The sequence below is a fragment of the Thermogutta hypogea genome, assembly GCF_055386265.1.
In genome coordinates, this window is sequence record NZ_AP042425.1 from 2,639,293 (window position 1) to 2,665,150 (window position 25,858).

The following is a 25,858-nucleotide window of genomic DNA, read 5'->3' on the forward strand; positions in this document are numbered from 1 at the left end:
GTCGAACGATTCAGGCCTTGGTTCCCCTCGCCGGCCCGCTCGAAGCGGCGGCCGGGACCACCGGCGGAGGCGGCGGGACCACCGCGTCGTTTTCCACGTCGGGGCGCAATCGTCCCTCGAACCGCTCCAGTTGGGGCAGCAAACCGAGCAGCGATTCATCCAGCCGGCGGAGCGAATTCTGGATGCGGCCCTCAAAGTAGTGCGCCAAGACCGACGCCGGAATGGCCACGCACAAGCCCGCGAACGTCGTCACCAAAGCCGTGTAAATGCCCTGCGCCAGCATTTCGGCGCGATTGGCTCCCGGCGGCAAGTGCGAGGTGACGAAAAACGCCTGAATCATGCCCTGGACCGTGCCCAACAGTCCCAGCAGCGGCGTCACGGCGGCCGACAACGTGAGGAATCGCACGTTGGAGTACAAGCGGTCCGCTTCGCGCTCGCCGGCTTCCTTCATGGCTTGCTCGACCTCGCTGAGGGGCCGGCCGACCTTCATCAGCATCGCCTTGAGGATGTTGGCCGCCGCGGAAGGATATTGTTGGCACAAGCGGTAGGCCGCTCGGGGGTCGAAGCCTCGCTTCTCCTGCGAGATCCGGCCCAAGCCGGTAATCAGCGCGTCGGGAAGAATCTTGCGCTGACGCAATCCCAACACCCGCTCGAAGCCGAAGACCACCGTCAGCACCGACATCAGCGTGATGGGAATCATCATCACACCGCCGCGAAAGGCCAAGTCCAAGACGTTGATCTGCGGCACGGTCTGCGACTCAGGGGAATTCGGCTGAGAACCGGCTCCGTCTTCGGGCGACGGCGCGGCGAGGGCCTCCTCCGCGCGACGCTCGGCCTCGCGGAAGGCGTCCGCCGCCCCGCCCGGCGGATTCGCGGGCTCCCGCACCGGATCACTTGGAACGGCGGGAGCGACCTGATTTTCCGACAACGGCTCCCGGGTTGGAGTCGGCGGTTGCGCCAAGACATGAACCCCGCACACGGCGACGGCCGCCGTCAAAACTGCCACCGCCGCCCGACGCCGCATGGCATCCGGTATTCGCCGATCGTGCACGATCCGACCCTCCTCGCACATGACGAGCGGCGTGCGCCGCCCGCGTCACTGACGTGTCAACCCTTCCAGCTTAGCCTGCGCATCCCTAACTTTGTCGCTCTGGGGGAACTTTTCCAGCACCTCGCGGTACAACTGGGCGGCTTGCTGCGGTTTGTTCAACAATTCCAGACACAAGGCCGCCTCGAACGTGGCGTCGGCCTGGACCTTGGCCAAGTCCGGAGACTCGAACCCGTAGGCCACCCGGAAAAAGCTCTTCACCGCCTCGTCGTATTTCTTCTCCAAGAACTGCAATTCGCCGATCATGAATTGGGCCTTGGCTCCGGTCACGCCCTGGGACCGCGCCGCGGCTTGCGAAAAGTAATCCAAGGCCTTGGCGTTGTCGCCTCGGTTGCGATACACGTTGCCCAGCTCGTACAGGACCTCGGCGGCTTCCGGAACGTTCGGATAATCCTTAAGACATTGGGAAAGCAAGGCGGCGGCCTTGTCCCACTGCTTGAGCTGCGCGGCCGCTTGGCCGGCATGGAGCCGATGCAAAACGCGGAACGCGTCGCTGGAGAGTTGCGGCAGCTTTTCGTAGGCGGCCAGCGCTTCGGCGTACTTGCCCCATTGGAACAGCGATTCCGCCTCCATGAATTGGGCGTCCGTCGCGAGCGGTCCCCGCGGATAGGTCGCGCGCTGATAGGCAAACGTCTTTTGGGCGTTTTCGTACTGCTTCATCTGATAGTACGCCCAGCCCAGTCGGTGCGACGCCTTTTCCCCCAACTCCGATTGTCCCGCGGTTTGTACGGCCTTATGGAATTCCTCGGCCGCCTTGAAATAGTCGCCGGATTTGTAGAACGCTTCGCCGGAGTGATACCGCGACTCCGCCGCGTGTTCGCTCTCAGGGAATTGCGCGATTAACTTGCGGAACATCTCCACGGCCTCGTCGTTGCGGCCCTCCAACTTCCAAGCCCAGGCCCATTGATAAAGCACGCGATCGGCATCCGGATAGTCGGCATGCTCCGCGGCGAGCTTGGAAAACGTGGCGGCCGCCTCCGCGTACTGTTTCAGGTCGATTTGCACGAGGCCCAGCGTATAGAGTGCATCGGCGCGGTCCAAGGCTCCGAGGCTCCCCTGCAAGGCCGTTTGCAATTCCTGGACGGCACCGGCCGGATTCCCCAGTTTGCGGAGCGCAACCGCCCGCACATAATGCGCCTTGGCCGCCGTTTCCGCATCGGGATTCCTCGCCAACAGTTCCGCCAGCAGTTTCTCCGCGTCCTGAGCGCGATCCTGCTTCACCAGCGTGCAGGCCAATTCGTACATCGCGCCGGGTACGAGCGCCCCCGCGCCGGGCGCCTGGATGACGGCGCGATACGCCTTTTCCGCGGCTTCGAAATCGCCCAACGCGAAACAGTATTCGCCCAAACGAAATCGTGCACGATGCGCCAAGGGGCTGCCGGGAAATTGGCCGACCATCTTTTCCAGCACGGTTCGCGCATCGGCCGTCCGGCCCAACCGCCGGTAACTGGAAGCCAAGAGGAGCAACGCTTCGTCGGCGGGCGACGCATTGGGAACCTTGGCCGTCGCTTGCAGGAACGACTCGGACGCCTCTTGGACCTTGCCCGACTCCAACTGGCTGCGGCCCAGAAGGACGAACGCCGCCGCCAAATCCTCCGGCCGCGTCCACTGAGTCACTAAAGGCGTCAAGGCGGCTATCACGACCTCGTGTTTTCCCGCCAATTGCAGGGCCAACAATTGCCGCAGCCGCCATGCCACCGCTTGCGGATGCGAACCGTATTGTTTCAAGAGAGCGTCATACAGAGCCGCCGCCTCGTCGTACTGGGCCTCCAGCAACCGCGCCTCGGCCGCGATGTGCATGACCTCCGGCGACAAGGGATGCCCGGAGAAGCGTTGCAGGAACTCTTGCGTCAATTGCCAAGCTTCGGGCCCCTTCTCCACTTGCAAGGCGGCGTAAGCCGCCGCGTACAAGGCCTCGGCCGCGGCCTTGGCGTCCGGATTCTGCGCCGCTGCGCGATACTCCGCGATCGAATCGGCCCGGCGATCCGGAATCTCGTATAGGGCGTCGCCGCGATCCATGCGCAACATGGGGCGAGCCGACTCCGGGGCCGCCTGAAGCTCGGCGTCCCCCAGCAATTCCAAGACCTTTTGCGGTTGATTCTGCTTGAGGAAAACGCGCGCCGTCCAGTGCAAAGCCTCGGCACGCAGTTCCGGGACCTCCAGCGATTTCCTCAGCAACGGCAACGCCTGGTCGTACCGCCCGGCCAAGTACCAACATTTCCCTGCCGCCAACTCCGCCCGGGTCAAGAGCCGGGACTTCGGAAATTCCTTCGCCAGCGAGGCGTAGATCGCAGCCGCGGCGTCGTATTGCCGCAGTTGGACCAGGCAATCGCCCTCCCGAATCCTGGCTTCATCGGCCGCCGGAGCATTCTTGTCGGCCGCCGCCTCCGCAAAGGCTTGCCGTGCCTGCTCAAACTCTCCGGAAGCGTACAGCACCTCGCCTAAGCGGATCCGTACGTCGGTCGCCAGGGGCTGCGCGGAATATTTCTCGAGGAATTGCCGGTAGTATCGGGCGGCCGTCTCGCGATCGCCGGTCTCCTCCGCAGCGAACGCCAACGCATACGTCACGTTGGGCGCCAACTCGTGACCGCCGAAATCCTGGAGAAACCTCTGATAGGCGGCAGCGGCTTCGGCCTTCTTCCCCAGCAGATAATCGCACTCGGCGCGGTAGAAGATCGCTTCGGCCCGGAGTTTGCCTTGCTGATAAGCGGCCAGGTAGCGGTCCAGGGTCGCGGCGGCTTGCGGAAGGCGTTCGGCCTTGCCTTCCCGGCCCGCCTCCAAGAGAGAGGCCCCCAAGTATAACAACGCCGACTCGCGCAAGTCGGCATCCAATTGGGCGTCCTTTTCCGCGGCCTGAAAGGCCTCCACGGCCGGCTCGTACCGCTTGAGTTGGAAGAGACACACGCCCAAGTAGTAGCGTGCCCGCCCGGCCCGGCCGTCTTGGGGAAAATCGCGGAGAAATCCCTGCCACTCCTCCGCCGCCAGATCCCACGAGCCTAGATTGTGCAGCTTGACGGCGGCATTGTAGCGGGGCACGGCGCCGGGGGCCTCCTCGGCCCATGCCCGGGGCAGCGACGGCCGACCCATCGCACCCAACAGTCCGCAGCCCAGCAAGAAAACGCCCCCCCATCGCACAAGCCGGTGCGTTCCGCGTCTCATTCTTCGTCCTCGTCGCTCTGTTCCGCCAAAGGTGGGCACGGCCGATCCACGGTATCGGTTTCCCCAAAGTTCGGTTGGATTCCTTTCGCCCCGCACGATCGAACCTTGCGCTTATCTTATGCTCCCGCCGACCTTGGGGGAATACAAGCCGCGGCCTCAACCTCGTCATACGTTCCTCGCCTCTCTCGCCCGAACAAGCGAGCCCCGGTCGCACCAAACCGTTCGCGGGCGCCTTCGATCCTTTGTAAGCGTTGTCGGGGACGCTATAATGCCGTCGCCATGCCTGCGGGCAAGAGATCCCTTGCCGTCGCGGTCGCAACCATTGGGCTTCCGCAATGGCCCGCCCGGATGTTCCCGTTTCGGATTTGCATGACCCTGGTTATAAGGAAGAGCCGCCCATGCGCACGACACGCTTCTTCGCCTTGACGGCGATCCTGATCGCCGCAATCCTGGGCACTTCGGCAAGACGATGTTCCGCCCAAAAGATTTACATCCTGACCGATCTGGAGGGTGCCAGCGGAGTGTACAAGTTCGCCCAAACCCGAGAGGAAGGGCCGCTGAATGAGCTGGCCAAGGAATACTTGATGGGCGATATTGCGGCCGTCGTTCGCGGTCTACGAGAAGGCGGCGCCACCGAGATCGTCATTCTCGACGGCCACGGTTCCCAGGCCTTCGTGCCGCACCTGATGGAGCCGGGGGCGACCTATATCACCGGAAAACCGCGCCCCTGCTTCATGTGCGACCTGGACGAATCCTTCGCCGGCATCGTGCAATTGGGCGCCCATGCCATGATGGGGACGCCCGACGGAGTCCTCTGCCACACGCAGTCCTCGAAAACGGAAAATCGATACTGGTATAACGACGTGGAATCGGGCGAGTTGGCCCAGGTCGCCATCATCGCGGGCGCCTACGGCGTGCCCACGATCATGGTCACGGGAGACGAAGCCGCATGCCGCGAAGCCCGCCGATTCTTCGGCAACGAGGTCGTCACGGTGGCCGTCAAGCGAGGCTTATCGCGGGAGGCCGCCGCGCTTTATCCCTTCCAGGAAACGCGCGCGGCGCTGTTCGAGGGGGCCAAGAAGGCCATGACCGTCATCGGCCAGTGCAAGCCCTACCGCATCGAGGTACCGATCCGGGCCAAGAAGCAATGGTTGATCTTCGACGCCGACGGTCAGAGCCGCTTGCAAACCAAGGAGGGCATCATCGAGGATCCCCTGCAATTGCTCAACTTCTAAGCCCCGCCCAACACGCCACGACATGCGAGCAGGCACTCGCCCCATTGCTCGAAACCATAATCGCGAACCGGCGTCAGAGGCTTTCGCCGGTTTGCGATTCGGCCGGGCGACGCACGCCTCACGGGTTAGACTGCACGCCGCGGACCTCTACTTGCGCAATCAGTTTCCCGGCGGAATCCCAGCGCCCCACCGTGACCGCTCCCCGGGCTTGTAATCCACCCGCAGAGATTGCGGCGGTGTCGTCCGTCGGGAATAGGGCGGCCACGCGACCATCGGCCAATTCCGCCTCCAAGAGATAACCGCCCGGGATGCTCTTCAACTCGGCACGCCGGCCGACGGTTTGATTCGTTCGTTGCGGGCGGAAGACCGTCACGAACTCGATCCGCTGTGTCGGGTTGGGCGTCTCCGCCGTCACGTGCCATTCGCGAAGCTTGATCCGTTCCCGCGGGTTCGGGTCGTATTGATCGGTCTGCGTGAAGATCAGGCCGCGGGGCGTGAGAAACTCGACGGGACAAAGGACCGGGCCGCTCTTGGCGACCAACCGATTGTCGCCCAATTCCATCTGCTCCGGAGAATGCAACCAATACTGGTATCGGGCCGGCCGACGGGCCGCCAGCCGATCGAAGACCACCACCAGCTCCGGTTTCACGAACAGGATGGTCCGGGTATAGCGGTCGAGCAGGCGGGGATCGGCACCGGCCGCCGGCTTGGGATCGCGGTAGCAGTCTCCCGCTTCGCCCTCCACGGCGTCGATCGCGGGCGTCGTTACAAAGGCAGTGATGCGGCCCTGCGTCGCGGCGGAGTGCGGGACCTGGCCGATGCCGTCCACCGTGATGTTATTGACCGACCGCGTGCTCCACATCCAGCGGACGTGGTGATCGCTGCCGTAAACGTCGCGCCGACCGCTCGATACGAAGAGCCGTTCGCCGTAAGCACTGAGCAGGAAGGAATTGTTGGCATCGTATCCGTGCGATTGCAAACCGAACGGGCTGGACTTGAACATCACCTGGACATTCTCCCGGCCGTCCAAGAGCGTGGTATTGAGCGCCGCTTGACCGATGCCGCGAAAAACGCGAGAAGTCGGCAAATCGACGGGGGCGGCAGGCTCCACGGCCGGTAAGACACCGCGGATGAAATCCCAAAATTCCTTTCCTTCCGGCGGCCCGCCGAGCTGCTCCACGTACCACTGCCAATGCGAATTGCGAGCTTGAGCCGCCAAGACCGCCATCAGCGGCATGTTCTGAGCGGCGCGCCGATCCGGTACTAAGTCGCCGAATCCGCCTCCCACGGTATTGGGCGGCATCAAGTACAGCGCGTAGTAGCCGGCCTTGGAAAAATAGGGCTTGCGGAAGGCGTCGATGCCGAATGTCGCCCGCATTACATCCGCCCACCACGTGAAACGCTCGATGTAGCTGACCCAGTAACTCATCCCCTCGTGCCAACCGCCGTCGTCGTCGCACCAAACGGGATAGGTGTTGAAAAAGACGGTCAGAGCGAAATAGGTCCAATCGTCGGCTTCAGGGATTTCGCCGTGAAAGGTCACCCCGACCTCACCCAGAAAATGCCATGCCCGATTGCTATGGCTGGCGTACGGCTGCCACAAATGGCGGGGGCAAAGGTGGTTGTACATCTCGCGACCGCGAACCGTCATGACTTCGCGACACTTTTGCCGCTCCTCTTCCGACAGAAGGTCGTACACGAAGGTATAGGTGCGACAAAAGTAGTAGGCATAAGGCATCCCGGCTTCATCGTTGTAACGATATCCCGTGGCGCCCAGCGGATCCCATTGAGCGCAGTCCATCAGGATGCGTTTCGCCAACCGGCCATACTCGCGGTTGCCGCCGATTTGGTAAGCGAATCCCAGCCGGGCGGCCGTCGCCAAGGCCCGAATGGTGTATTCGCGATTGCCCCACCAGATCTTCACCCACTCTTCGCTCTTGGTCGTCATCCCCGGCGGATACTTGGGCGGCTCCGCGGTTTCCGGCGGGCTCTTCAGAGCGGCATCGCAGGCGCGAACCAAGCGGTCCCACAATTCCCGCTGCGGACCTTCCGCCGAGGCTCGCAGGCGAGGCAAATCCTCCGGCCGCACGAACAATCGCGGGTGCTGATCGGGAATGCGGGCCAGGAGTTCTTCCCGGTCCGGCATCGGCAACTCCACGATCCCTTCCGGAACCGCAAAGCGCCGCGTCCGGCTCCACGCCGTCTTTCGTCCCTTTGCGTCCGTACCGCGATAGCGCCAGTAATACTCGCCGGGCGGTAACGTCCGAGGCGGCGTGTGCACGTTCCAAGGGATGTTCTGGGCGGAGTAAGCGGGCCGACTGAACGCTGCATCCTTGGCCACCGACAATTCCCATGATTGGATCCCGCCTTGCGGTCGCCAAGAAAAGGCCGGCGGATTGACTGCCACCGGCGTCCCTTCGTCGGGACGAAAGCCCCATTCTCCCGGCTTGGCCGGCGACTCATCCAAGGCGATTTCCGCAGCGCCGACCGCGCTGCGTTCCGCTACCGCCACCGAAGTCCGTGCGATCCCCCATGTCGCCAACACCACCGCGAAAGCGAGGCCGGCCCGCATCCAGGCTCTGCAACAACGCGAGACGATAACCTTTGCGTGCACCTTCATGACAATCCTCAAATCTGGTCGGTCTCCGATGCCGGCCGACAACGGCCGGTCGAACGCAGCGACGACTCGAAAACGGGTGGGAGCAAGACGCAGCGGGCAGGTCCTCGAGGCAATCCTGGGGATGCCTACTTCCCGAAAACTCGAGGATACTCAGGCACCCTTCTTGAAACTCATCCCTCCCCCTGATGATTACGGCACTTCCAGCATAGCCGGAAGCGAGGCCGACGCAAGAGGACAACAAAGGCAAAGCTTGCCCCACGAACGCGTCTCGAGTATAAGGTAAACCATCCGGTGCCATCCATAAGAGACGGAAGCGGATTCCTGATCGCTAATCGGACAACGGAGAGACGACATGGCTCCGCACCCTAACGGCTCATTCCTATTCCGGGCCTTCCTTCTCGCGGCGCTGACCGGCGTACCGTGCGCCGTGCCTTTGAGCGCGGACGCTCCGCCGGACCGCATCTTCCACCACGGCCGCATCGTCACCGTGGACGATCGGTTTCGCGTGCTCGAAGCTCTGGCCGTGTCCGGTGATCGCATCGTTGCCGTGGGAAGCAACGAGGAAGTCCTGGCCCTGGCCGGCGAGCACACCGAAAAGGTCGATCTCCAGGGCCGCATGGTGCTGCCCGGCTTGATCGATTCGCACAGCCATCCGCCGCCCGCCTCGGTGTACGAGTTCGATCACGAGATCCCCACCATGAATTCGATCGAGGAAGTGCTGGCGTACATCGCCGCGCGGGCCCGCGTCGTGCCCCGAGGAAAGTGGATCGTCGTGCAGCAGGTGTTCATCACCCGACTGAAGGAACGTCGGTTTCCGACGCGGCAAGAATTGGATCGCGCGGCGCCGGAACATCCCGTGATGTTTCGCACCGGGCCGGATGCCGCCCTCAACTCTCTCGCCCTGCAAGCGTGCGGCATCGACCGGGATTTTCAGATTACCGATGGACAGCCGGGCTTCATCGAGCGCGACCCGCAGACCGGCGAGCCGACGGGCATCTTGCGAAGTTGCACCCGGCTGGTCAAATCCTCCACCGCCGACCGGACGCCTACCCGGGATGAACGCCGAGACGCCCTGCGAAAGCTGCTTCGCGCTTACAACGAGGTCGGCATCACCGGGGTCACCGATCGCGGCACCACGGATGCCTCGCTGGAGCTATACCGCGAACTTTGGGAACGCGGCGAATTGACTTGCCGCATGTTCCTCACGTACTCGGTCAATGCGCAGCAGCCGATGGAAAAGATCGAGGAGGCCATCGCACGGGCGGCGTCGCATCCATTGCACGATTATCACCCCTGGGTGTGGCTCCGCGGCGTCAAAATCTACTTGGACGGCGGCATGCTCACGGGCAGCGCCTACATGCGCGAGCCTTGGGGTGTCAGTGAGATGTATGGAATCACCGATCCGGAATATCGCGGCGTCCTCTTCTTGGAGCCGGACAAGCTCTATCAAATCGCCAAGGCCGCCCTTTCTCACGATATGCAACTGACCGCCCATGCGGTGGGCGACGGGGCGGTGCTCGCGCTGGCCGAAGCTTATGCCCGCCTGGACCGCGACTTCCCCGTCCGTCCCCACCGGCCCTGTATCTCGCACGCCAATTTCATGAGTCCGGAAGCCATCGACCTGATGGCAAGACACGGCATCGTGGCCGATTTGCAACCCGTCTGGCTGTATCTCGACGGGGCGACGCTCCAGGCCCATTTCGGTATCGACAGGCTGCGTTATTTCCAGCCCTACGCCACGCTGTTTCGGGCGGGCGTGATGGTGGGCGGCGGCTCGGACCACATGCAAAAGCTGGGGCGAACGCGATCCATCAACAGCTACGATCCCTGGCTGGGAATTTGGACGGCTCTCACGCGACTTCCCCGCTGGACCGATGCCCCCCTCCATCCCGAGGAACGCATCACCCGGGAGCAAGCGATCCGGCTTTATACGATCAACAACGCCTTCTTGACCTTCGAGGAAACCAAGAAGGGGTCTCTCGAAGCGGGCAAGTACGCCGACTTCATCGTCATCGACCGCGACATCCTGGAATGCCCGATCGACGATATCCGCGAAACGCAAGTGCTGGAGACCTGGGTCGGCGGCCGACGCGTCCATCCCTGACGCATCCCACCGGCCTTTCGTGCCGTCGCTCGGACATCTCTTCCGCTCCGCCGGCGGATTCGCGGCACGGTCCGGGTGCGACGGGAAGGCCCCCGGCGATCAGTCCAAATCGTAGATCTTTTCGTCGACGCGAGGCGGGCGGATGTGACGAACCACCTGCTTCAGGCTACCTCCGCTCTGCCGAAAGAGCGGCTCCTCCTGGTCGAGCTGATCACCCAGCTCCTCTTCGATGGCCTCAGGGTCCTCGCCGGCCTCCATGCGGCGGATGGCCTCCTCCATCGCCCCGCCGAACTCCATCCCGGTGGACTGCGAAAGCTTCCGCATCAAGCGGGCCATTTGACGGGGGTCTTCCTCGTCCAGGCTTTCCGCCTCTCCCGCCAGCTCCATCAGGGCCTGTTCCAGCTTATCCTCGTCCAAGCCCGGCGGCAGAAAATCATCGTCTCCCTCCCCGGACTCCCGATCCGGCGCATTCTTGCCGGCACGCCCCACCGCGAAACGTGAGACTCGGCGTTCCAGCTTGGGTCGGCCGCACTTGGGACAATCCGGCCGTTTCGTCGTGTTGATGCGACGCGAAAAGAAGCTGTAGACCGTGTGGCAGTCCGCACAATAGAACTCGTAGATAGGCACGGAAACAACCTCCTCGTCTCGCTGGACCTTCATGCCGAGAGGATGATCTACGCAACACCTCGCCGGTAAAGCGGCAAGTCGGGGCCGGGCCCCGACGGCGGGCGCCGCAACCGCCCCACCTCTATTTTCCTCGGGCCGCGGGAAACGGCCAAGAGCGATCGGCCGCCCCGATGATCGGCGCCCCCTCGGCTGCGGACGCTACAGGGCACGAAAACCCGGCGGCCATGCCGAGTACCGATCGGCACGAGCGCGCGGAGCCTTCGCCGCCGGAAACGCTCTCGAAATGGGCGTTCTCACGGCGACGGTTCGCGGCTTGCTCCTTGCCGACCGGCGACGAATCGCGTAAACTCATCTTGCGGTTAAGGATAGCCTCCTCCTCGTATTACAAGGACGCGCCATCCATGGGACGTTGGAACGGATACAACGGGCGGAGCGGACGGTTGCCGCCTTCTCCCCGAATGGCATTCGGCCCCGAGCCGGAAAGCGAATACGATCTGCACGCGGAGTTGCGTCGCGTCGTCTGCGGCGCGAGGCAGCAGCTCCTGACTCGGCAGAGCGCCGAGGGCTTTTGGCAGGGGGAATTGGAGGGCGACGGCATCCTCCAGAGTGAGACCATCTTGGTGCTCGCCTTCTTCGGAAAGGAGCGATCCCCGCTTGCGGAAGCCCTCGCAAGGCGGCTCTTGGACACGCAATTGCCGGAGGGCGGTTGGGCCTTGTATCCGGGCGGCCGGGCCGAAATCAGCGCCTCGGTCAAGGCCTACTTCGCCCTCAAGTTGACCGGCCACGATCCGGCGGCCGAACCCCTGCAACGCGCCCGAGAAATGATCCTCTCCCTGGGCGGAGCGGAGCGGGTCAACAGTTTCACGCGATTCTATTTGGCGATGCTGGGCCAGATTCCCTATTCGCTTTGCCCGGCCGTCCCGCCGGAACTGCTCCTGCTGCCCGCTTGGTTCCCCGTGCATTTGCACGCGCTGAGCGCTTGGTCGCGGACGATGGTGGTGCCGCTATCGGTGATTTGGGGCAAGAAGCCGGTGCGACCCCTGCCCGCGGAACTGGGGATTCGCGAACTGATCCTCCGCCCGCCCCATCAATGGCCGCCGATCCGAAAGCCGGGTGAAACCATCCGGTACGGATTCGGCTGGGGAGCCTTTTTCCGCGGCGTCGATCGCCTGTACAAAGCGATAGAGCGTCGCGGGCGGCCGCCGGGGCGCGAACGGGCGCTGCGTGCGGCCCAGGACTGGATGCTGCGCCGCATCGACGCCGGCGACGGCTTGGGAGCGATTTATCCGCCGATCGTCTGGAGTCTCATCGCGCTGGACGCCCTGGGGGTTTCCGCCGACCATCCCGCCGTCCGCAAGACGTGGCGCCAATTGGAGCGGTTGGTCATCGAGGATGAACACGGGACTCGCGTCCAGCCCTGTCTTTCGCCGGTATGGGATACGGCGATCAGCCTGCGTGCCCTTTTTGCGGCGGGCGCCGACGGCAACTGCGGAGCGGTTCGCAAAGCCGTAGCCTGGTTGATCGACCAACAGATCACCGTCCCCGGAGACTGGGCCGTGACCGTCCGCGCCGAACCGGGGGGCTGGTGCTTCGAGCACCGCAACGATTTCTACCCCGACTGCGACGATACGGCCATGGCGCTCATGGCCCTGCACGGCTTCGTCAGCGGCACCTGCAACGAGCACTTCCCTCAGCCGTTCAACGTGATCGACGAGCATAACGCCCACGCCGCGGCCGCATTCGCTCGGCGGGGCGGCGACGAAGAGGAGGACTTGTTGGAACGGGCCACAAACGCGATTCATCGCGGTTTGAACTGGCTGCTCGCGATGCAGAACGACGACGGAGGCTGGGCCGCCTTCGACCGCAACAATTGCCGGCGATTCCTTTGCCATGTTCCCTTCGCCGATCACAACGCCATGATCGACCCCAGTTCGCCGGACCTGACGGGCAGAGTCCTGGAGGCCCTGGGGATGCTGGGCCGTCGCGTAGGCTGCTTTGAAGTCGATCGCGCGGTCCGCTACCTCCGCCGCCGCCAGGAACCGGACGGGAGCTGGTTCGGCCGTTGGGGCGTCAACTACGTGTATGGCACGTGGCAGGCCATCACGGGACTCCGCGCGGCGGGCGTGCCGGAAGGCGACCCCGCCGTCCAAGCCGGCGCCCAATGGCTCATCACCCATCAACAGGCCGACGGCGGATGGGGCGAATCGCCCGATACCTACGATCATCCCGAGCGACGGGGACGCGGGCCGACGACGCCTTCGCAAACCGCCTGGGCCGTGCTGGGTCTCCTCGCCGCGGGAAAGCACACGCATCGTGCGGTCTTGCACGGTATCCGTTTTCTCGTCGATCGCTGGTCGCCTCAAGGCGGCTGGGACGAACCCTACTTTACCGGGACGGGATTTCCTCGAGTCTTCTACTTGCGTTACCACATGTACTCGCTTTACTTCCCGCTGATGGCCTTGGCGAAGTTCGCAGCATCGGCGGGCCGCGAGACGCAGCCGCCGCTTCGCCCCGGACTTCGCGTCGTCACGCCCGCCGAATCGCCGCGCGAAAACCTCCGCACGGCCTGAGCCGGTTTCCACGAACCCCGTCCCATAGGTCATTCCATGCGATTTCCCTTATCCCTGACACGTTCACTCAGCGCGTATCTTTTGCGCCAACGCCTGGCCGGACGCCGTCGTTTTCCCCTGGTCTTGATGTTGGAGCCGCTGTTCGCCTGCAACCTTCATTGCACGGGCTGCGGACGCATCCGCGAGTATGCCGATCTGATGCGAAAGCGGATGACGCCCGAGGAGTGCCTCGCCGCGGCCGAGGAATGCGGCGCCCCGGTCGTCAGCATTTGCGGCGGCGAGCCGTTGATCTATCCGCACCTGGTCGAAGTCATCCACGGACTGTTGCGGCAAAAACGACACATCTATCTGTGCACGAACGGACTGCTGATCCCGCGAGTTCTGCCCCACATTCCGCGAACGCCGCGCATCACTTGGAACGTCCACATCGACGGCATGGAGCAAACGCACGATGCCATCGTGGAAAAGCCGGGCGGATTCCGCGAGGCCGTGGCGGGCATTCGCGCGGCCAAGGAGGCCGGCTTCCGCGTCAATACGAACACCACCATCTACCGCCGGACCGACATGCACGAGATCGTGTTGCTCCTGGAATATCTCACGGAATGCGGCGTGGACGGCTTCCTGCTCTCGCCGAGCTATCCCTACGAGGTGTTCTACGGCGGGGGACGCGTGCCCCTCCCGTCCGCGAAGGGAGGCGCCCATGACTCGCCCGACCCCGACGCACTCTTTCTCACACGGCAGGAAATCCAAGCCAAATTCGCCTCCGTTCGCGATCGCCTGCGGCAATTCCGGCTCGTGACCTCCCCGCTCTATCTGGATTTTCTCTGCGGGCGACGCGAGCTTTCCTGCGCGGCCTGGGCCAGTCCCACGCGTAACTTGGCCGGCTGGAAATCCCCCTGCTACCTGATCACGGACGGGCACTACGCGACCTTCCGCGAATGGCTGGAAAAGACGGATTGGGACGCATTGGGACCCGGCCGCGACCCTCGTTGCGAACATTGCATGGTCCACTGCGGCTTCGAGACGGGGGCGGTGGTGACGGCCCAGCAATCGTTGCACGATACCCTGGCCTTGGCGATGTGGCAATTCGGCTGAGCGGCGAATCGACACATCGCGCCCCCCGCTCCCTCGCGCATTCCTCGACCAAAGGTCCGAGGCCGTGCCCCCTTGGAACCGGCTAGGGTCAGCCGCCTGGGAAGAGGCGATTGGACCGTACCCAGTGAATCCGGGCAACGAAGACGCTCCCATCGCTGCCGTAACGTTCCACCCCTTTCGGTTGCATCCATTCGGCGACGGTGACCCAAGTCTCGTCCGGGGTGACATCGACGACGCCGAAATTGCCCAGCCGGGCCCCCCGTTCCGGCACCAGAATACGCTCGGTGTCACGGATCACACAGAGTCGCCGGGGATCGACCTGGGCCATGAAAAGCGGCGCCCGATGCCGAAACACATGGTCGTTATTCGCGCCTCGGCGGGTGTAGACCAAGAACAGCCCCTCGCCGTGCGTGACCCAATGCGCCTGCGTATTGTAACTCCCCAGCTCTTGACCGTCGTCGAAGCGCCATTCGCGAAGCGGTTCAAATTGAAGCCCGTCTTCGCTGCGAGTGACGTATGCTCGCCGATCGTGCCGGATCGTGAGAAAGAAGGCCCCCTCGAATCGCGTCAAGGACGGTTCGCCGATGCCGCGGGTATCGTCCTCCACGGCCAACACATCCCCGTGGCTGCGATAGGCCAAAGTTCGTCCGTCGAACGAGCATTGCAGCACGGTCACGCGGGAGTTGCGACCCGGCGGCCTAAAATACACGGGCAAGAGAACGGTTCCGTCCGGCAAATCGAACCGCTGGGTGGATCCGGCCCCGCAGTTGGCAAAAACTGCCGGGTCCGGCATGGCCAACTTTCGCCACGCGGACCATTGATCTCGACCAGGGTCATAGACCGAGTAGGCGGTATGCCGCGGGCGCTCGCTCGCGACCTTCCAATCGGGCGTGTAAACGACGGTGTGCCCGGTTCCCAACAATCGGCCGGTCACCGCATGGTATCGCGGCCAAAAATCGCTCACCGCCACCGGCCGCGTTCGGCCCTCGATGTCCTCATGGCGCAGAGCCAGACCGGACGATTCCACGGGAGCGGTCCAAGTCTCGCCCAGGTCATCGGTACGCTGGACGTACATCGCCTTGAAGACGTCGCTGCCCGACAGATCGAGCGTGTTCATCGTCATCACGACCCGCGGAACACCATCCTTACCGGCGCCGGGAACGATTCCCGCCCGCGGGTGGCACCAACAACGCTCTCCATCGAAAAGCCGTGCGGAAACGACCCGATCCAGGCGGTAAGGCACGCCCGGACCGGAATCGAAACCCAATGCCGACGGATGCATCCCAAAGAGGAACCGTGCCGACTCCACCCCGGCTATGAGCGAGGCCTGCAAAAAGCGTCGTCGATCGGACATGGACCACCTCTTCTTCCGGCGTCGGCCGTCGCGTCCCTAGTGACGGGCTATCGTCCGCGGCTCGCAGAAGTATAATCACTTTCGGCGCGAACCGCCAAATTCCGCCTTACGGCGCGTCGTCCCTCACGATCCGGCCGGACATCGCGCGTCCGCACCCGACATCCGGCAACGTTCCATTACTACTCGCGGAGGTGAGCCATGAAGCGTGCATCGCCGGTAGTTTTGATGACGGCGGTCTGGCTGGGAGGCTGGTCGATCGGCGCATCGACCGCAGCATTGGGCGACGAAGCCGCGGAAACCGCCTGGCGTAGCCTGTTCGACGGCAAAACGACCGAGGGTTGGCGGGGGTACAAGATGGCCCGCATGCCGCCGGGCTGGAAGGTCATCGACGGGGCCTTGGTCCGCGTGCAAGGGGGTGCCGGCGGCAAGGGAGCGGGCGGAGGCGATGACATCATCACCGTCGAGCAATTCGATGATTTTGAACTCGAGTTGGAGTGGCGACTGATGGATCGGGGCGGCAACAGCGGCATCATCCTTCGCGCCTCCGAAGACGCCGTGACCTCGTGGCATACCGGACCGGAGGTTCAAGTGCTCGACAACGCGGCGTACCCCGGCCGCGATCCGCGGCAGTTGGCCGGCGCGTGCTACGACCTCTACGCCCCCGCCAAGGATGTCACCCGACCGCTGGGAGAATGGAACCAGGTTCGTATCGTGGCCCAAGGCAAGCACATCGAGCATTGGCTGAACGGCGAAAAGATCGTCGAATACGAATTGGGAAGCGACGACTGGAACCGTCGCGTCGCCGACAGCAAATTCAAGAATATGCCCCATTTCCAAGAGCCGCCCGCCAAGGGCCACATCTGTTTGCAGGATCACACAAGCCGCGTGGAATATCGCAACATTCGCATTCGTCCTTTGAAGAAGACCGAATGACGGCGGAGGTCACGGCCGTCGCGGCATGGGCACCGCATCGAAGACCGCGACCTCGAACGGCTCGAGTTCGAAACGATGCGGTTTGCCGGCCTGCACCTCGATGGGACTTTCCTCCCCATCCCGCCAAGGGCTGACAAGGCGGTAGATCTCGGGAGCATCGGGAGGAAGTTCGAAGGCCTGCGCCACGTCGATTTCGATGATTCGCGTTTCCGCTGCGGGATTGCGGAGGGCGAGCACGGCCCCGCGCGGCTGCCATGCGGCGAAACCATAAGGTTGCCCCTCGCCCGGGTCTCCGCCGACCCAATGCACGTCCACCAAGATGTCCGCGTTTTTCGCCGACCAACGGGCCCCTTCCGCCAAGACGTCCCACATTTCGGGCGTTAGCAATTGAGGTCGTACGTACAGTTCCTGCAACTGCGTGCCCGACGCGAAGAAGGACCGCACCTCGCTCTTCCAATCGGCGAGGTCGTCGGAAAGCCCGGCTGCGGTGCCGAATCGGCTGTGCACGATCCCCTGCGTCATCAGCGAATTGAGGGGATAGAGCGGCGCTCGTCCGATAACTTGCCGAAACACGATCATGTCGCGGTAGGTGATCCATTGCTGCCGCCGAGAGCCGGATCCGTGGAATCCCATGTCGTACCCGTCTCGCCAAATGGAATCCACGTACAGAAGCCAAAAAGGAGACGGCCAAGTCCCGGTCGTAGCGTTGATGAAGAGGTCCGGCCGATGCCGGCGAAGGTCGCCCGTCAGCCGGAGCAAGGCCTCCACGTCCCCCGCGAATTCATCGCCGGCGCCGCGGGAATCCAACCCCTGGGACAGGCCGTCGAACTTGAAGGCGTTGACGCCGTAGCGATCCACCATTTCCAAGCAGACGTCGCGGAATCGGGCATAATACTTGGGTCCGGCCAGCGAGAAGCCGTTGCGATTCGTCTCGAAACCTTGCGATCGGCCGTATTGCAGGCGGGCTTCTTTCCATTCTCCATAGCCGCCCCAAGGAGACAGCCAAACACCCACCGCGCCGCCCGCCCTCTCCGCCGCCGCTCGAATCGCGGCGAATCCCCGCGGAAATCCGTCGTGAAAGCCCCAAAGAGTCCGCGGATCGTCCCAGCCGTCGTCCCATAAAAAGCCGTGGAGCCGCACGCCGCGTTCCCTGACCAAATTCCGCTCGAAAAGGTCGATCACCTCTAGGCATTCCTTTTCATCCATCCTGACGCCGGCCCAAGAGATGTCGTACCAACTGTTGTAATGGAGAAAGGGCGTGTACGGCCGCGGTCGCTCCCGTTCCAGATAGTAGGTGAACGCCCGGCGTAACCGGCCGGCCGGTGATACGCCGATCACGCAGGTCCGCGAGAACGATGGAGGCCCCGCGCCGGACGGAAGCGGCGGGAGCTTGGCGGAGCAAACGACGGTGCCGTCGTCGATGACGTTGTTTGCCGTGGGGTGCTCGCATCCCACGAAGACGTTGCCTAGTAGCACCGGCGAACCATCCACGTTACCTACCGTTCGCGCACCCGGCGCGGCAACCCGCAAGAGCGTCAATGTTGCCGATTCGAGCACGTTTTCCTCGGCCCGGGCGGTGAACTCTTGGCGGACATAGTTTGCGCCGTCGCGAAGCTCGGACGCCCAGTCCAGCGCTACACCGTACTCTGGGGAACGAAGCGAGACGCTCGCCCTCCAGCCGCCCTCGCGATCTGCCGATCGCGAAGCGGCGGGGTTGGGCGTGAGTTTTTCCAATCGCATTTCGTCGGTTGCGACGAACGACGCGGCGGGGAGCATCGTGCCGTCCCCCAGCCGGAGCGAAAACGATGCATCCGGCGCAACGTCGATTCGGGTGTTCGATGCCTTGTCCTCGATCTCACTCAGGCCGAGCCGCCCGGATTCCCATCGCCAAACCACGCGGAGGGCATCGTTCTCGAGAACAAGACGCGGACCTTCGATTCGCGCCTCCGCCCGTCCCGGGGGATTTCCCGGATACGTCAGAGCCTCCACCGAGGATGCGATCGCCGATCCCAGAGCGGCGGCCAAGACTGCCATCAAGCATCCTCTGAAGCGCATACCGATTTCCATGACTCGTCTCCACGCCGCCTTTGGCTCGTTGAAATGCCGGCGATCACCGTCCAACATCGCGAGACTCAAGCCAGCGCCATGCCGCCGCCGGGTCGGCGGCGGAAACTCGTCGCCATGCATCCCGGGAAGGGAAGCTTGCGGCCTGCGCTGCATCCGCGCGTCGACGCCCGGCCAGGTGTTTTCTCAAGCAGAGGAATCCTTCGGCGGTGATTCTGCGCCCCGATCTTTGTCGTATTCCGCCGACTCATTCACGTCCTCCGCCGGCGCAAGTACATTCTCGGGCGAGGCCGCCGTCACCCGGTCGGACCGCTCGGCGATCGTCGGAAGCAGAGACTTCTTCCCGATTCGCGGGCCCAGGATCATGGCGATGGCAAACAGCCCCAACGTCTCCGCCGTAATGAGAACGCCTTGGTATTTCGGCCAAACGGCGCAAACGATGGTCGCCGCCAAGACGGCTCCGGCGGAGAGCATGATTCCGATCGCGAGTCCCCAGCCGGCGAGGAAAATGGTTCGGACTGTGACAAGTAGGATCGGCGCCGCCGCCGACAAGACCACCGCGTAGCCCAAGGGCAGGTACTCTTGGGCGTAATACATCAAGGGATAACTTCCGGCGAACAGCCCCACGGTCAGCAACAGCATCCAACGGTCAAACGCAGGCCGCTCGGCCGCCAGGGCCATCAATCCGGCAGCAAGACCGAAAAAGACGATACTCAGAGGTCCCAGCCAGCGAAGTTCCCCGAGCCGATCGACGGGAGCGATTCCCAGCACATCGAGTTGGATGGCCCGCCCGAAAAGGAGGCGATCGTATTCCCAGACGTACTCGGCCCCGCCGCCGGAAGATCCGACCTGAGTAGGCTGGAGGGAAAGCTCCATCAAACGGACGTCGGAGCCGCTCGTCCTGAGCTTGAGCGACAACTTGTTCTCGACGCCTCCGGGGGGAATATCGAGGCGAAAGACGCCGCGTCCCACGGCCGCATAGGTTACCTCCAACGGTTGGGGCGTTTCCTGGAGCGCGACCCGACATTTCAACTCACCGCTGGAAACAGCGACGGCTTCGCAAGGTTGCCCATTCAGTGTAATCTGTAGCTCCGCCAAGGAGATGATCTCGGGAGGCAAAGGCAAGGACACCAGACATTCGCTTTCGGCGTTGGTCGGCGATCGCGCTTCGATATTTCCTCGAAATCGAGCCTCATAGATGGAAACCGGCATCACGGTTCCCACGCTTAAGCGAGGAGTCAAGGTCACTTCCGCCTGAAGCGTCACGATCTTTGCCGCCGAAACCGGCGCGGCCGGTTCCGCGCCCGTTTGCTGCGTCGCAGGAGCGAACGCGGCGGCCCCCTGCTCCGGCGGCGCGGACCTCAGCGCCGATTGCCGCGCGGCCTCCCGGGCGGTCTGCACGGCGGGAAGCAAGAGTCCGATTAGTACGCCGATGATGAGAATCACCACCAGCAGTTCGACGAGCGTGAATCCCCTTATTTTCCGCCGCATGAGGACACCTCCCGATGAGAAAAGCCGACCGTCCCCTTTCCGCGCGATCCCCGCAGCGACCGTAGTATATTCCGGTCGCTCCGCACCGGCAATTTTTTCCCAGTCAAAGCGGTGCACGAAGTCGGCTGCGTACGGCGGTTAACACCGAGGTCCGTCTGGCCCTTGAGATTGCAACTTGCGCCCGCGATAATAGAATGCCCCTCGATTGAGGAGGACCGACGCCCGGATCGGCGTCCTACACCAGGAAGAACCTCCCACCCGGTCGTGCGGCTCCATCGAACGGCCGTCGACGGCCCCGGATACGCCTTAGGAGAAGCCCATGAAAATCCTGATGCTCGTCGGCGATTACGTGGAAGACTACGAGGTCATGGTCCCCTTTCAAGCGTTACAGATGGTCGGCCTGACGGTTCACGCCGTATGCCCCGGCAAGAAGGCGGGCGAGCGAGTCCGGACCGCCGTTCACGATTTCGACGGGGCGCAAACCTACTGTGAGCGACAGGGCCACGATTTCGCCGTCAACGCCGATTTCGAGGCCGTCAATCCGGACGATTACGCCGGCCTGTGCATCCCCGGCGGCCGAGCGCCGGAATATCTGCGACTGAACAAACGGGTTCTGGAGATCGTCCGTCGCTTCGCGGAGGCGAAGAAGCCGATCGCGGCGGTCTGTCACGGCCCGCAATTGTTGACGGCGGCCGGCGTCTTGAAGGGCCGGCTCTGCACATGCTATCCTGCCGTCGGACCGGAGTTAGCCGCCGCCGGAGCCACCTACGTGGAAATCGACTTAGACAAGGCCTACGTGGACGGGAACCTGGTCACCGCCCCGGCCTGGCCCGCCCATCCCGAGTGGTTGCGGCGATTCCTCGAGGTATTGGGCATCACCATCCACCTGCCCCAGTGAATCCGCATTCGGAGCTTGATTTCGCGATGCCTGGACGTTCGCTTCGCATTCCTAGGTACCGCGCGGTGCCGCGGAAGGAGTGAGCAGCCCGGCTCCGCCGCAAGGGCGGCCGTCCCGCGTCAACGATCTCCAACCGTCGTGAATCTTTCGGTCCCGGAAACCACTTTTCGGAAGAGAAGACTATGGCTGTGCAATCGCTGTTCCTCGGCTTCCTCCTAGGGCTTGCGCCCCTGGTTCTGGCGTGTTCGCAACACGCCGACGCCCCGTCCGAATCGGGGAAAGCGGCGTCGGTTCCGTCGGTAAGTCCGGCAACCTCGTCATCCACAACGTTGGGAACCGCTTCGACGTCGTCGAGTTCGGTCGCGCCGACCGGCACGTCGGCCGTCGGCGCCGCCCCAGCAACCCAGTGGTTGCGCTTCCACGGGCCGCGGGGAGATAACATCTCGGACGACACGGGCCTCCTGGAAACCTGGCCCGAGGACGGCCCGCCGTTGCTCTGGAAAGTGGAGGGCATCGGCAACGGTTTCGCAAGCGTCACGGTTTCGAACGGACGCATTTACACGGCAGGCAACGTCGAAGACCGGCTCCTCATTACGGCCCTGGACATGGACGGCAAAATCCGGTGGCAGAGGCAAAACGGCCCAGCTTGGACCAAGAATTACCCGGGCGCACGAGGGACGCCCACCTTGGACGGCGATCGCGTCTATCACCTCGGGGCATCGGGCGATCTGGTTTGCCTCAAGGCGGAGGACGGTGCGGTAGTTTGGAGCACTAACATCCTGGAGAAGTTCGGCTCGGAGCCGCCGGAATGGGGACTCGCCGAGTCCGTACTGATCGACGGAGATCGCGTGATCTGCACGCCGGGCGGCCCCAAGACCTGCATCGTTGCGCTCGACAAGATGACGGGCGAAACGGTTTGGCAGTCGGAGTCGGCCGACGGCGACGGCCCCTCCTACGGCACGCCCCAGTTGGCCGAATGGGAAGGACTGCGAATCATCCTCAATATGACGGCCAAGGCCCTGGTCGGCGTGGACGCCGTTTCCGGCAAGCTGCTCTTCCGCTATCCCCACGAAACCGCCTACGACGTCAATGCCTGCATGCCGCTCTTCCACGACGGCAAGGTCTTCGTCAGCACGGGCTACGGCAGCGGATCGGAACTGATCGGTTTGAAAAAAGAAGGCGATCGAGTCACCGCCGAACGACTTTGGGAGAACAAGGACCTCGACAACCATCACGGCGGCGTGATCTTATACGAGGGGTTTCTCTACGGATCGAACTTCCGGGGAAAATGGATCTGCCTGGACTGGAACACGGGCGAGACGAAGTATAGCGAAAACGGCGTCGGAAAAGGCTCCGCGACCCTCGCCGACGGAATGCTGTACACTTATAGCGAGCGCAAGAAGGTGGGATTGGTGCCCGCCGTGCCCACGGCCCACGAACCGGTCGGCTCCTTTACCATTCAATCGGGCGAGCGCGAGCAATCGTGGGCCCATCCCGTGGTGCTGGACGGGCGGCTCTACTTGCGGCACGGCAATTTGCTCTTTGCCTATGACATCCGCGCGAAGTGAATGCGCGGCGCCTGTACGCGGCGACGAGCACGCAGCGCGAGCCTTTCGTCGCGCTGACGCGACTCCCCTTCGCCCATGCGATTCGTTCGAGCTTCAGTCAACGGTACCCTAAAAAGAGGACTTCAGCGATGATGCAGCGACGCGAGTTCGTGGCGGGTTCGGCGGCGGCATTGGTGGGCGGCATCGCTTGGCAGGCTTCCGAAGCCGCGGAAGATCGCCCTATGAGGCAACTGATGGAATTGCGGCACTACGCCCTGGCATCGGAGGCCAAACGGGAGCAGTTGGAAAAATTCTTCGCCCAAGCCGCGATTCCCGCTTGGAACCGGATGGGAATCCAGCCCGTGGGCGTGTTTCGATCCGTGGAAGCCGACGACTTCGGTCTCCGCGTCCTGCTGGCTCACGGATCGCCGCTGACGGTGGTGACGGAGTCCGCCCGATTGATGGAGGACGCGGCTTACCTGGAAGCGAGCAAGGATATCCTGCAAGATTCCTTCGACGATCCCGCCTACCAACGGATCGAGAGCAGCCTGCTGCTGGCGTTCTCCGCGATGCCCAAGGTGGAGGTGCCCACCCAGGCCGCCGGCCGGGTCCTCCAGCTTCGCATTTACGAAAGCCATAATCTGGCGATGCACCTGAAGAAGGTGGAAATGTTCGAAGGCGGCGGGGAGTTGGAGATTTTCCGCCGGGTCGGCCTCAACCCCGTCTTTTTCGGCCGGGCCTTGATCGGTTCGAAGCTGCCGAACCTGACGTACATGCTGGCCTTCGACGACATGGACGCGCAGAAGGCGGCCTGGGATGCCTTCCTGAAAGATCCGCAATGGACGGAGCTGAAGGCTCGTCCCGAATATGCGAACACGGTCTCGAACATCACGAACATCCTGCTCGCGCCGAGTCCCGGTTCGCAGATTTGACGGCGGCATCGAAGAACGAACGGATTTCACCGCCGGCTTGATCCGGCGGTGGACGCCTCGGAGAATGCGCCGCTCGCGGCGAGAAAAGGCCGATCGCCCCGGGCGATTCGCACCCGGCCGACGCTATTCGGCTTCCCTAAACTCGACCTTACCGTGCTGCGACACGCTCGCGGAAAAGATGCGGCCGCCCGCACGCACGGTCAGCGTTCCGGAATCCCACGCTTGAGAAACAGGGGCGTCTTCGGCCTGCGCATCGAGCGCGCGATAAACGTCGAAGTGCTCCTCCGGCCGGAAGGGAATTCCATCGCGCTCCACGAAAGGCAGACTCCTCTCGCCGTCGAACCTGACGCGCAACGCCTGCCCGGAAATCGATTGGTAAAGCACTTCTCGATCGCTTTCCAACCGGCGAAGATCGAGCGAAGCGTCGCGGACACGAGAGTGAAAGGCATCCAAGTCGCTGAAGTCGGGGTTTTCGCCGACCTCCAGGATAAGGCCGCATAGGCCCGCCTTGTCCGTTTGAGCGGCCAGGAATTTTTCGTCCGCGTAGATCGGCGGCGGATTCTCCACCCACGGCTGCCACGGTTTCAGCCGAAATGTCCGGATCGCGATGAAGGTCTTTTCCAGCCCGATCGAGAATCCGTCCTCCCAAGTCCGAACGGAGGCACCCCGAGGAAATTGCAAGAAGAAGGTGTCGCCGGGCCGGGCATCTTTCATCCACACCAAAACATTGCGGTACTGCGCGGTTCGTTCATCGGCTCTGATGGCGGCATGGGAGCCGGGAGGATTGGTTTGCAGAATGACATAATCCAATCCGCGATGCGAGTTGCATGCCCCCAGGCTCATCACGCGACAGTTCTGGGAGGATGCCTCGGCCGGAAAATCCGCCGCCAGACTTCCCAATTGGTAGGTCCGAGCGATGAATAGCGTTTCCCAATATCGCGGCCGCTCTCGCCCTTGCGGCGACGACCAGTAGGCGTAGGCGGGTTTGGTATTGAGCATCTCCACGGGCCGACGAAAGTTTTTTCGCGCTAGATGCACTGCGGCTTGGGGAGGACGATAGCCGCTCGTCACGGCATGGATATCATCCTCGTAGGGGCGCGGATCCGGAAGGGGACAATCCCCAAACCACAGATGCAGCATGTGCGAGGAAATCGCACCGAAGACCACGTTTCCGCCGCCGTAATCGCGGGCACAGGGGCCGAGCATCCCGCCCCGATAGTACTTCAGCGCCGCGGCCGTGGAAAGCCAATCCAGGGCGGCCTTGGCCAAGGCCTTCATCCTCTCGTCTTTTGCAAAGTCGTAAAGGTTCAACCACGCAGATAGGCCGTGGGTGAGGTAGTTCTCCGAATCCCACTCGCTCATGCCGACGCGATAAAGTGAAGCGGCGTAATCGACCAGTTTTTGACGGTACCGTTCCTGCGTTTCTCGATTGCCGGTCTCTTCGGCGAAAAGGTAAACGGCGACTTCTCGCATGATACGGAGATTATCCGTGGACCGTTTGTCCACCCAATACCCCCGAATCTCCGGCGTCCAGCCTTCGCCGCCGCGACCGCGCCCGAATACGGGATGCGGCCGTTCGGCGGGGTCGTCTGAGGTCCAAATCTTCGCGGCCCGATACATCCGCATCCGATAGTCCGGATCGAGTTCACGGCCGAACAAGAAGTACTTGCGGACTTGATTCTTCAGAGTGAAGCAGGGATATAAGTCGATACCCAGCGTGTGGGCGTGCCATGTCTGGGCATCCGCGTCCTCGGACTGGAGGAAGGCGACGGCGAGATCACGGTGGCCGGCCAAATAATCGAACATGGCCCTGGGGTAGCAAGCCTTCTCGCTTTCGAAGAAGGTCGTACCGTAGCGGTCTTTGCCGCCGGAATCGAAGGCTCGTACGGCATGGGCCGCCCTTTCCTGAAAGGCCCGCTCCCACTCTTCGGGCCAAGAGTTGCACAGGTGTTCCGGCGGCGTAGGAAGGGGAAACGATGAGGCCTGCGGCGAGTTCGATTGTCCTCCCCAGGCAGTGACGACAAACACGAAGACACAGCCGATCGTCGCATGCCAAGCGCATGCCGCAAAAGCCTTGGCCGTCATCAGACGAGTCTCCCCGAATGGCGATGCCCGCAGCTC

16 protein-coding genes are annotated in these 25,858 nt (G+C 63.2%); 8 read left to right on the plus strand and 8 right to left on the minus strand.

Going from position 1 to position 25,858, the window contains the following annotated elements:
- Positions 1-10: 10 nt before the first annotated feature.
- On the minus strand, positions 11-1,051 hold the full coding sequence (locus ACZ5B4_RS09505) for a MotA/TolQ/ExbB proton channel family protein (protein WP_464910988.1): 1,041 nt from the start codon (positions 1,049-1,051) through the stop codon (positions 11-13).
- 45 nt (positions 1,052-1,096) lie between these two features.
- The gene (locus ACZ5B4_RS09510; protein ID WP_464910989.1) at positions 1,097-4,267 is read right to left on the minus strand and encodes a tetratricopeptide repeat protein; all 3,171 of its coding nucleotides are present in this window, start codon (positions 4,265-4,267) and stop codon (positions 1,097-1,099) included.
- Positions 4,268-4,665: 398 nt separating this feature from the next.
- Between ACZ5B4_RS09510 and ACZ5B4_RS09515 the strand changes: the two genes are divergently transcribed.
- Positions 4,666-5,502 (plus strand): M55 family metallopeptidase, encoded by an 837-nt coding sequence (locus ACZ5B4_RS09515; RefSeq protein ID WP_464910990.1) that lies wholly within the window; start codon positions 4,666-4,668, stop codon positions 5,500-5,502.
- Between the two features lie 118 nt (positions 5,503-5,620).
- On the opposite strand, the gene ACZ5B4_RS09520 is transcribed toward ACZ5B4_RS09515, so the two are convergent.
- Positions 5,621-8,122 (minus strand): DUF4962 domain-containing protein, encoded by a 2,502-nt coding sequence (locus ACZ5B4_RS09520; protein WP_464910991.1) that lies wholly within the window; start codon positions 8,120-8,122, stop codon positions 5,621-5,623.
- Between the two features lie 352 nt (positions 8,123-8,474).
- Here ACZ5B4_RS09520 and ACZ5B4_RS09525 point away from each other — a divergent pair, with 352 nt between their 5' ends.
- On the plus strand, positions 8,475-10,226 hold the full coding sequence (locus tag ACZ5B4_RS09525) for an amidohydrolase (RefSeq protein ID WP_464910992.1): 1,752 nt from the start codon (positions 8,475-8,477) through the stop codon (positions 10,224-10,226).
- Between the two features lie 99 nt (positions 10,227-10,325).
- On the opposite strand, the gene ACZ5B4_RS09530 is transcribed toward ACZ5B4_RS09525, so the two are convergent.
- On the minus strand, positions 10,326-10,853 hold the full coding sequence (locus ACZ5B4_RS09530) for an FmdB family zinc ribbon protein (protein WP_464910993.1): 528 nt from the start codon (positions 10,851-10,853) through the stop codon (positions 10,326-10,328).
- 401 nt (positions 10,854-11,254) lie between these two features.
- On the opposite strand from ACZ5B4_RS09530, the gene ACZ5B4_RS09535 reads away from it, so the two are divergent.
- Together ACZ5B4_RS09535 and hpnH are read left to right on the plus strand one after the other, a co-directional pair.
- Complete coding sequence (locus ACZ5B4_RS09535; RefSeq protein ID WP_464910994.1) at positions 11,255-13,423, plus strand: terpene cyclase/mutase family protein; 2,169 nt, start codon at positions 11,255-11,257, stop codon at positions 13,421-13,423.
- 36 nt (positions 13,424-13,459) lie between these two features.
- Positions 13,460-14,518 carry an adenosyl-hopene transferase HpnH gene (gene hpnH, locus ACZ5B4_RS09540; protein WP_464910995.1) on the plus strand — a complete coding sequence of 353 codons (1,059 nt, stop codon included), beginning with the start codon at positions 13,460-13,462 and terminating at the stop codon, positions 14,516-14,518.
- A gap of 88 nt (positions 14,519-14,606) precedes the next feature.
- Here hpnH and ACZ5B4_RS09545 read toward each other — a convergent pair whose 3' ends face one another.
- A complete protein-coding gene (locus tag ACZ5B4_RS09545) occupies positions 14,607-15,872 on the minus strand; it encodes a sialidase family protein (RefSeq protein WP_464910996.1) in 1,266 nt (421 codons plus the stop codon).
- 198 nt (positions 15,873-16,070) lie between these two features.
- On the opposite strand from ACZ5B4_RS09545, the gene ACZ5B4_RS09550 reads away from it, so the two are divergent.
- The gene (locus ACZ5B4_RS09550; RefSeq protein WP_464910997.1) at positions 16,071-16,805 is read left to right on the plus strand and encodes a 3-keto-disaccharide hydrolase; all 735 of its coding nucleotides are present in this window, start codon (positions 16,071-16,073) and stop codon (positions 16,803-16,805) included.
- Positions 16,806-16,814: 9 nt separating this feature from the next.
- Here ACZ5B4_RS09550 and ACZ5B4_RS09555 read toward each other — a convergent pair whose 3' ends face one another.
- Both ACZ5B4_RS09555 and ACZ5B4_RS09560 read right to left on the minus strand, forming a co-directional pair.
- Positions 16,815-18,872 carry a hypothetical protein gene (locus ACZ5B4_RS09555; protein WP_464910998.1) on the minus strand — a complete coding sequence of 686 codons (2,058 nt, stop codon included), beginning with the start codon at positions 18,870-18,872 and terminating at the stop codon, positions 16,815-16,817.
- A gap of 183 nt (positions 18,873-19,055) precedes the next feature.
- Positions 19,056-20,360: a prepilin-type N-terminal cleavage/methylation domain-containing protein gene (locus tag ACZ5B4_RS09560; protein ID WP_464910999.1), complete on the minus strand. Its 1,305-nt coding sequence runs from the start codon at positions 20,358-20,360 to the stop codon at positions 19,056-19,058.
- Positions 20,361-20,679: 319 nt separating this feature from the next.
- On the opposite strand from ACZ5B4_RS09560, the gene ACZ5B4_RS09565 reads away from it, so the two are divergent.
- The 3 genes from ACZ5B4_RS09565 (at position 20,680) to ACZ5B4_RS09575 (ending at position 23,737) form a co-directional block, all read left to right on the plus strand.
- Complete coding sequence (locus tag ACZ5B4_RS09565; RefSeq protein ID WP_464911000.1) at positions 20,680-21,258, plus strand: DJ-1/PfpI family protein; 579 nt, start codon at positions 20,680-20,682, stop codon at positions 21,256-21,258.
- A gap of 182 nt (positions 21,259-21,440) precedes the next feature.
- The gene (locus ACZ5B4_RS09570) at positions 21,441-22,826 is read left to right on the plus strand and encodes a PQQ-binding-like beta-propeller repeat protein (protein WP_464911001.1); all 1,386 of its coding nucleotides are present in this window, start codon (positions 21,441-21,443) and stop codon (positions 22,824-22,826) included.
- A gap of 128 nt (positions 22,827-22,954) precedes the next feature.
- Entirely contained in the window at positions 22,955-23,737 is a 783-nt protein-coding gene (locus tag ACZ5B4_RS09575) for an NIPSNAP family protein (RefSeq protein WP_464911002.1), read from the plus strand.
- A 123-nt stretch (positions 23,738-23,860) separates the two neighbouring features.
- Here the strand turns inward: ACZ5B4_RS09575 and ACZ5B4_RS09580 are convergent, their stop codons facing one another.
- On the minus strand, positions 23,861-25,822 hold the full coding sequence (locus ACZ5B4_RS09580; RefSeq protein WP_464911003.1) for a hypothetical protein: 1,962 nt from the start codon (positions 25,820-25,822) through the stop codon (positions 23,861-23,863).
- Positions 25,823-25,858: the final 36 nt, after the last annotated feature.

What these genes read in the sequence shown, in the direction of transcription:
- ACZ5B4_RS09510 (WP_464910989.1), bottom strand. Translation starts at nt 4,267, where the DNA reads ATGAGACGCGGAACGCACCGGCTTGTGCGATGGGGGGGCGTTTTCTTG.
- ACZ5B4_RS09515 (WP_464910990.1), top strand. Translation starts at nt 4,666, where the DNA reads ATGCGCACGACACGCTTCTTCGCCTTGACGGCGATCCTGATCGCCGCA.
- ACZ5B4_RS09520 (WP_464910991.1), bottom strand. Translation starts at nt 8,122, where the DNA reads ATGAAGGTGCACGCAAAGGTTATCGTCTCGCGTTGTTGCAGAGCCTGG.
- ACZ5B4_RS09525 (WP_464910992.1), top strand. Translation starts at nt 8,475, where the DNA reads ATGGCTCCGCACCCTAACGGCTCATTCCTATTCCGGGCCTTCCTTCTC.
- ACZ5B4_RS09535 (WP_464910994.1), top strand. Translation starts at nt 11,255, where the DNA reads ATGGGACGTTGGAACGGATACAACGGGCGGAGCGGACGGTTGCCGCCT.
- hpnH (WP_464910995.1), top strand. Translation starts at nt 13,460, where the DNA reads ATGCGATTTCCCTTATCCCTGACACGTTCACTCAGCGCGTATCTTTTG.
- ACZ5B4_RS09545 (WP_464910996.1), bottom strand. Translation starts at nt 15,872, where the DNA reads ATGTCCGATCGACGACGCTTTTTGCAGGCCTCGCTCATAGCCGGGGTG.
- ACZ5B4_RS09550 (WP_464910997.1), top strand. Translation starts at nt 16,071, where the DNA reads ATGAAGCGTGCATCGCCGGTAGTTTTGATGACGGCGGTCTGGCTGGGA.
- ACZ5B4_RS09555 (WP_464910998.1), bottom strand. Translation starts at nt 18,872, where the DNA reads ATGGAAATCGGTATGCGCTTCAGAGGATGCTTGATGGCAGTCTTGGCC.
- ACZ5B4_RS09560 (WP_464910999.1), bottom strand. Translation starts at nt 20,360, where the DNA reads ATGCGGCGGAAAATAAGGGGATTCACGCTCGTCGAACTGCTGGTGGTG.
- ACZ5B4_RS09565 (WP_464911000.1), top strand. Translation starts at nt 20,680, where the DNA reads ATGAAAATCCTGATGCTCGTCGGCGATTACGTGGAAGACTACGAGGTC.
- ACZ5B4_RS09570 (WP_464911001.1), top strand. Translation starts at nt 21,441, where the DNA reads ATGGCTGTGCAATCGCTGTTCCTCGGCTTCCTCCTAGGGCTTGCGCCC.
- ACZ5B4_RS09575 (WP_464911002.1), top strand. Translation starts at nt 22,955, where the DNA reads ATGATGCAGCGACGCGAGTTCGTGGCGGGTTCGGCGGCGGCATTGGTG.
- ACZ5B4_RS09580 (WP_464911003.1), bottom strand. Translation starts at nt 25,822, where the DNA reads ATGACGGCCAAGGCTTTTGCGGCATGCGCTTGGCATGCGACGATCGGC.